The organism is Acetobacter sp. DsW_059, from assembly GCF_002153695.1.
In the GTDB taxonomy this organism is placed as follows: domain Bacteria; phylum Pseudomonadota; class Alphaproteobacteria; order Acetobacterales; family Acetobacteraceae; genus Acetobacter; species Acetobacter thailandicus.
This window is the reverse complement of sequence record NZ_JOPI01000007.1, coordinates 1-4,084: the sequence shown is the minus strand read 5'-3', so window position 1 is coordinate 4,084 and position 4,084 is coordinate 1. Positions and strand designations below refer to the sequence as shown.

General features: G+C 55.6%; 7 protein-coding genes. 6 read left to right on the top strand and 1 reads right to left on the bottom strand.

What is annotated here, in order from left to right:
* From HK25_RS01785 to HK25_RS01755, 5 genes are all read left to right on the top strand, one after another.
* The coding region (locus tag HK25_RS01785) for an RNA 2'-phosphotransferase (RefSeq protein WP_198945930.1) at positions 1-260 on the top strand (260 nt) is incomplete at its 5' end.
* A 340-nt stretch (positions 261-600) separates the two neighbouring features.
* Positions 601-1,170 (top strand): hypothetical protein, encoded by a 570-nt coding sequence (locus HK25_RS01775; protein ID WP_086635112.1) that lies wholly within the window; start codon positions 601-603, stop codon positions 1,168-1,170.
* The gene (locus HK25_RS01770) at positions 1,167-1,361 is read left to right on the top strand and encodes a hypothetical protein (RefSeq protein WP_086635111.1); all 195 of its coding nucleotides are present in this window, start codon (positions 1,167-1,169) and stop codon (positions 1,359-1,361) included. Before HK25_RS01775 ends, HK25_RS01770 begins: the two co-directional genes overlap by 4 nt.
* A 364-nt stretch (positions 1,362-1,725) precedes the next feature.
* Positions 1,726-1,902, top strand: a complete 177-nt coding sequence (locus tag HK25_RS01760; RefSeq protein WP_040133544.1) for a CopG family transcriptional regulator — start codon at positions 1,726-1,728, stop codon at positions 1,900-1,902.
* A complete protein-coding gene (locus HK25_RS01755; protein WP_081273941.1) occupies positions 1,899-2,180 on the top strand; it encodes a type II toxin-antitoxin system RelE/ParE family toxin in 282 nt (93 codons plus the stop codon). The genes HK25_RS01760 and HK25_RS01755 overlap by 4 nt, the downstream gene beginning before the upstream one ends.
* Positions 2,181-2,186: 6 nt before the next feature.
* Here the strand turns inward: HK25_RS01755 and HK25_RS01750 are convergent, their stop codons facing one another.
* Positions 2,187-3,566, bottom strand: coding sequence for a hypothetical protein (locus HK25_RS01750; protein WP_143295952.1), 1,380 nt, complete (start codon positions 3,564-3,566; stop codon positions 2,187-2,189).
* Between the two features lie 180 nt (positions 3,567-3,746).
* Here HK25_RS01750 and HK25_RS01745 point away from each other — a divergent pair.
* On the top strand, positions 3,747-4,084 hold a 338-nt coding region (locus tag HK25_RS01745), incomplete at its 3' end, for an RNA 2'-phosphotransferase (RefSeq protein ID WP_198945929.1).

Genomic DNA, 4,084 nt, shown 5'->3' with positions numbered 1-4,084 from the left:
CCCCCGATCGGCTCTGGCATGGCACCGCCCGCGACAACCTGCCCTCGATCTTCCGGGATGGTCTAAAACCGGGCCGCCGCCAGATGGTCCATCTTTCCGCTGACCGGGATACGGCGCAGCGTGTCGGGGAGCGGCACGGAAAGGCCGTTATTTTGGCCGTAGAGGCAGGTCTGATGTTTCGAGATAAGATTCCATTCTATCAGGCCGAAAACGGCGTCTGGCTCGTTCCTAGCGTCTCTCCGGCCTATCTGGCGTTCTAGGTGAGACTCAGACAGGCATATTTCCTTGCTCTTCATGCCTCTTGAGCAAATCCCCTCTTTCCCGGTTGCTCTGGCCTTCCAATTCCGGAGCGAGCGCAGAGCGGGAGCGGCGTAGCCCGCCCGTCAGGGCGTCCGGAAAGGTCCAGAATTCGGACTTTTCCACCGTTCTAAGGGGGGGACCATAGGGGGGAATAAATATCTTTATTCTATCTAGGGATTGAGCGATGGTCGGTTTTCGTTGGGAATCTGCAAAATATAGCTTCTCATTAGGTGGCACACTGTGCCACCATAAGGAGGCACAGTGTGCCACCTAATCGGCCCCTATACAGAGGTTCCCCACATGCGGAATGTGACCCGCCTTAAGACCCGCAAAGACCGGCTTCAGGAAGATCAGGCCGACTTGCTCAAGCAAGCCTTACTGCCCTTTGCGGAAGATGGTGGGGCTATGGGGGATGCAGTCGGGCGGCTGTATGTCCAGATTAAGAACCTTACTACGCCAGACCCCGGAACTACGGAGCCGTTCGTCATGATCCGTCCCGCTCAAAATCGCGCTGTGACCCTCTGGCTCATGGAAAACAGTAAGCGCCCCATGAAAGCCGTCTCGGTCTGGACGCTCCTGTTCGATCATCTCATGCCGCACACGGGGCAGGTCATGCTGACGCGCGAAGAAATCGCGGAGCAAGTTGGGATCGCAGTCCAAGAAGTCAGTAAGATCATGAACGAACTGGTGACGTTCGGTGCAATCTTCTCCGAGCGTGAAAAGATCGCAGGCATGCGGGGGCCGGGTCTGGTCCGCTACTACATGAACAAACACGTCGCTGAAGTCGGAAGCCGCGCCACACAGGAAGAACTCTCCATCATTCCAAAGCCTGGCGCAAAATTGGAAGTCGTTCAGGGAGGAAAGCTATGAATAGAGTTGAGGCGTATAGATTTGATTCCAAGCAAGAATGCCTTGATTACTTGGATGATCTATTCAAAACAGATAAATATCGTAATCTAGATGAGGTTAAAGTTAGAGCCTCAATGTACGCAAAGCACGATAAAGAACTACATGATTTCTTTATCGATAAGGGCAAAGAACTCCTTGCCCGGACGCCCTGACGGGCGGGCTACGCCGCTCCCGCGCTGCGCTCGCTCCGGGTCTGTTCTGTCTTTTGCCGGGTAAGTCTGCTTTCTCAAGACGCGAAGAATTTAGCGGCTAAATCGCTCAAACCCGAAAGATTCTCGCCATGCCAGATGTATCTATAAGGTGGTTTGTATCAACAATGTATTCACCGGGGCGTGGAGATTACGGGTGCTGCGTTACAACTGAAGCTGACACCATCGGTTGGAAGTGGGACGTTCATCATCTAGCGACCAAACAAGTGGTAGCTACAGGCGTTTCCTCGAACATGATCGAAGCTCAAGAAACTGCCAAAATTCATCTAAATGAGGTTATAATTCTCTCAAAATCAGGAGCCTTATGATGAGCGCAAACCCGATCATCCAGCATGACGATGAGGAAACAGCGGCCTTTCTGGCGGCTGTCCAAGAAGGCATTGCTGATGCCGATGCAGGCCGCACCGTTCCATATTCCGCCGTTCGGGAATGGCTCCTGTCGTGGGGAACTGAACACGAAAAACCAGCTCCCCACTGCAAATGAGCACGGTTTTTTCCATCCAGTTCACTCGTAGATCACTCGACGACATTCAGCGCATCAAGCAGCATATCGGTGAAGAAAATCCCGCAGCCGCAAGCCGGGTTGCCATTCAGATCGTCGCTACATGCGACCGTCTCGAATACCTGCCAGAGCGGGGCAGACCCGGCATTACGCCTGGCACGCGAGAACTGGTTTCCTGCTGGCCGTATGTGATCGTCTATCGCATCACCGGCTCAACGGTCGAAATCCTGAACATCTGGCACAGTTCTCAAGACCGATAAAACGCCTCACATGCCGAGAGAGGGGCTATTCTGCCCCACTCCGCCAGTCACGCCGCTTGGTCCATCTCCCGGTGCCCACCACTCTGGGGCATCGCCCCGATCCAAAGCATCGATCCATTCGTTTTTGAATTCGGTTTGTGCTGCTGGCGTGAGGTAACGAACAACCTCGTTCATCACCTCTTCAAAACGCCTCGCCATCCACCCGACCAGCCCCCCGACACTCTCAAAACAGGCGCTCACCCTTGCATGTCTTGGGGTGCCTCTCTCGGCCTCATACCACCACTTCCAGTATCCTTCAGTATCGACACTGTAGGTTGCTTCATTCGTCGCCCATGCGCTTTTCAGCGTGTCAAAATCATCTTTCAGATCGGCCATGACCTCAGCCTTCGCCTCGGCCTTTGCCGCTTCTATGAGGGATTCTGGGGCTTTCAAGCGTTCTTCACGCTGCATCAACTCTGCCAGCTTTTCTTCCTGCGCTAGCTTGCCCGCCAATGTTTCATTCAAATTCAACCGAACCGCACTACAAACAGATTTCGCACAAAGACCTATGCGCTCTCTGCGTTCGGGAGTGACAGCAGGCATCTTTCGCCATCTCACAGAAAGAATCTGCGGGTCTTTTGGTGGTCTTAGGATGAATTCACCATCCCTCAAAGCTGCCAGAAATTCGCGCTCCATATCCGCCCGCTCTAGGGCAAGTTTGAGCTTTTTCTGATCCTCGGCGAGTTTGTATTCTTCCGGCTCTAGGCGGTCTGGATCTCTGCCGACCTTCTTCTTGCCGCGCTCCACCCATTCAAGGCCCATCTTCTCCCGCAAGTGTGCCGTCCACAGGTCTTGCAGTGCCTGGCCTTGGAAATACGGGCTATCACACCGCTCTAGGACGGGTTGACCATCCGCATCAACCACAGGCTCGAATTTCCCGGTCTCCGGATTTTTCGCTTTCTTCTGCCTCTCCCCAAAGCGGGCCAGAGCCATTTCCTTTCCGAATTTGGAAAGGCTGATCCAGTCCTCGACCACCTTCCCGCGCCGCGTCACCTTCTCATATTTCGGGGCATAGAAGACATCGACGCCGTGCCGTCCGGCCTCATCCCGGTCAAGACGCGCCCGGAAGACGGCCCGCCCGCCGTGTGAGGCGTTGATGAAGGCCACCGCCTCATTCAGCATCCTCTGCTCATTCTCAGGGGTTAGAGGCACCTCTGTAGGGAACTGGACGAACGCATGGAGCGCGATCTTCCCTGCCGCCTTGTTCCGCTTGGCTCCTTCGTTGTGTGCGTCGAAGCTCTTTTGCAGGGACAGACCTTCACCATACGGGCTATAGATGAGCGGTGGCGTGTCGCGTTTGACCCGGAAAGTGCTCGACTGATCCAGTCGCTTTTCGTGCGTTTCCATCGCTGACAGTGCCGACCGTGTGAGAGAATTGACCCGAACAGACCCCGATTTACCCTTCATGATTGCCCCCTAGAAATTTCCCTTATTTTTGATAAGGGAAACCCGCTTTCCGTTTTTGGGACCCTACCCAAAAACAGCGGACAAGGGGAGACCCCTTTGAACCCCCTTCGAGGACTGACAATGAAGGATGGAGAAGTTGCCCGGCTGCTATCCCTGATCCTGCGGCATGAGCCAGAACGGATCGGCCTGACGCTGGACGGGCAGGGCTGGGCGAACGTGCCCGACCTGATCCGACTGGCGAAACGAGCGGGCAAGCCGTTCGACCTCGACACCCTGCGACGGGTGGTCGAGATGAACGACAAGCGGCGCTTCACCCTCTCCCCAGACAGTCAGCGCATCCGAGCCGCGCAGGGTCATTCCCTACCGGTCGATCTCGGCCTGCCCGCCGTCCAGCCCCCCGATCGGCTCTGGCATGGCACCGCCCGCGACAACCTGCCCTCGATCTTCCGGGATGGTCT

Coding starts and splice junctions, on each gene's coding strand:
- HK25_RS01775 (WP_086635112.1), top strand. CDS start 601: ATGCGGAATGTGACCCGCCTTAAGACCCGCAAAGACCGGCTTCAGGAA.
- HK25_RS01770 (WP_086635111.1), top strand. CDS start 1,167: ATGAATAGAGTTGAGGCGTATAGATTTGATTCCAAGCAAGAATGCCTT.
- HK25_RS01760 (WP_040133544.1), top strand. CDS start 1,726: ATGAGCGCAAACCCGATCATCCAGCATGACGATGAGGAAACAGCGGCC.
- HK25_RS01755 (WP_081273941.1), top strand. CDS start 1,899: ATGAGCACGGTTTTTTCCATCCAGTTCACTCGTAGATCACTCGACGAC.
- HK25_RS01750 (WP_143295952.1), bottom strand. CDS start 3,566: ATGGAAACGCACGAAAAGCGACTGGATCAGTCGAGCACTTTCCGGGTC.